Genomic DNA, 2465 nt, shown 5'->3' with positions numbered 1-2465 from the left:
GGAGACCTTAGAGCAAGAAAAGATCTCGTGCACTGTCGCGGGACGGGTCGTCGCCCTGCGCCGTTTTGGGAAAGCCGGATTTGCCGTGCTGCAGGACGGATCCGACCGCCTGCAAGTGTATCTCAAAAAGGACCTCCTCTCCGAGCAGGCCTACACCGTCGTGGAGCAACTCGACCTCGGAGACTGGATCGGCGTCACGGGAACCTTGTTCCGTACGAAGACGAACGAGTTCACGGTGGAGGTCCGTCACCTGACATTCCTTAGTAAAGCACTCCGGCCGCTCCCGGAAAAGTGGCACGGGCTGACGGACGTCGAAACCCGATATCGGCAGCGCTATGTCGATCTGATCGCCAACCCTCAGGTCCATCAAATCTTTTCGGCCAGAAGCCGTATCATCACCGGCATCCGGGCATTCCTCACTGAGCGAGGGTTTCTCGAGGTCGAAACCCCGATGATGCATCCGATTCCCGGCGGCGCGACGGCCAAACCCTTTGTCACACACCACAATGCGCTCGGCGTCGATCTCTACTTGCGTATCGCGCCGGAGTTGTACTTGAAACGCCTGATCGTCGGCGGATTTCCGCGCGTGTTCGAGATCAACCGCAACTTCCGGAACGAGGGCATCTCGACGATCCATAACCCCGAATTCACGATGCTGGAGTTCTACGTATCGTACGCGGATTACAAAGACCTGATCGTCCTCACTGAAGAACTCGTCTCGAGCTTGGCTCAACAGATTCTCGGCACGACGGTCGTTCCGTACCAAGGAAAAGAGATCGTTCTCACGCCTCCGTGGCGGCGATGGTCTTATCACCAAGCCGTCCTGGAAGTGAATAATCTCGACCCATCCGTACTCTATGATCGAGAAAAGGCATTGGCGGCCGCCAAACGGCTGAATGTCCCGGTGGATCCGAAGGCATCGTTGTTCGCGATCGTCAACGAGATTTTCGAGGAGACCGTTGAACCGAATTTGCAACAGCCCACTTTCATTACCGATTACCCCATTGAGATTTCTCCGCTCGCAAGACGCAAGGACGCGGACCCGAGCCTGACCGATCGATTCGAGCTGTACATTGCCGGACGCGAAATCGCGAATGCCTTTTCCGAATTGAACGATCCATTGGACCAACGTGAACGGTTTGAAGGTCAGGCGGCTCAGCGGGACGCGGGCGATGAAGAAGCACATCTCGTCGACGAAGACTTCCTCCGAGCCCTTGAATTCGGAATGCCGCCGACCGCCGGAGAAGGGATCGGAATCGACCGATTGATCATGCTGTTCACCGATCAGGCCTCCATCCGCGACGTCGTGCTTTTTCCGCAGCTCAGACCAGAGAAATCCTAGTGGCGCTCCCTTATGAAATCTTCGTCGGACTCCGCTACCTGCGCGCCAAGCGCCGCAACCGGACCATCTCGCTGAACACTTTCGTGTCGGTTGCCGGGATTACGCTCGGAGTTGCCGCGCTGATCGGTACGGTCGGCATCATGACCGGCTTCCGGGAGGATATTCAGAGCAAAATTCTCGGCACGACCGCACATATCGTCGTCCAAGAGCGAATGAAAGAGCATATGACCGACTACGACCGTCTGACCGACAAGATCCAAACAATGCCTGACATCGTCGCCGCCACGCCGTTTGTGTTCCGCCAAGTGTTACTCACGACACAGAATGGGGGGCAAGGAATCATCTTGCGCGGGATCGATCCGAAACGAGAAGCGAATGTCACCGAACTTGTCAAGAACATCACGGCCGGACAACTGCTCGACCTGCTCACGCCGGTAAAAGTACTGCAACCTCCGGCCGATGATCCTCAAGGCGACCTTCGCGCCGTTGAGAGACCGGGCATCATTCTCGGCAAAGAGTTGGCACTCAGACTGGGGGTATTTGTCGGCGATACGGTCAATGTGGTCTCTCCCGTCGGCCCCATCAGCGCGATGGGGATGGTGCCGAAAATCAGAACGTTTGCTGTGGTGGCTCTGTTCCAGTCGGGAATGTTCGAATACGATTCTTCGTTTGCCTATATCGAACTCGGCGAGGCCCAGAAGTTTTTCAATTTGGGCGCGAGCGTGACCGGAATTGAGGTCAAGGTCACGGATGTGTTCCGCGCCGGAGAGATCGCGCACAATATCGAACAAGAGCTGGGATTCAGCCACGGAGCCAGAGATTGGATGCAGATGAATCGCAATCTCTTCTCGGCCCTGAAGCTGGAGAAGACGATGATGTTTCTCCTGTTGATCCTGATTACGATCGTAGCCTCATTCAACATCGTCAGTACCCTCACGATGATCGTGACGGAGAAGCAGAAGGAGATCGCGATCCTCAAGGCGATGGGCGCGACGAAACGCAGTATCCGCCGCATTTTCATGCTGAACGGATTGATCATTGGATTTGCAGGGACAGGCATCGGCATTCCCTTGGGCTACGCATTTCTCTGGTTGATTCAAACATTTTGGACGTTCGACCCGAG

At 55.9% G+C, this 2465-nt stretch carries 2 protein-coding genes; both read left to right on the top strand.

The features are described 5' to 3' along the window. A partial coding sequence (lysS, locus tag ACOSYY_RS05255) for a lysine--tRNA ligase (RefSeq protein ID WP_421661216.1) occupies positions 1-1342 on the top strand: 1342 nt, incomplete at its 5' end. Next, positions 1342-2465 (top strand): FtsX-like permease family protein (locus tag ACOSYY_RS05250; protein WP_421661215.1); only part of this gene is annotated, 1124 nt, incomplete at its 3' end. The genes lysS and ACOSYY_RS05250, both read left to right, overlap by 1 nt.

The organism is Nitrospira sp. BLG_2 (genome assembly GCF_049222245.1).
This window is presented reverse-complemented; position numbering and strand designations above follow the sequence as displayed.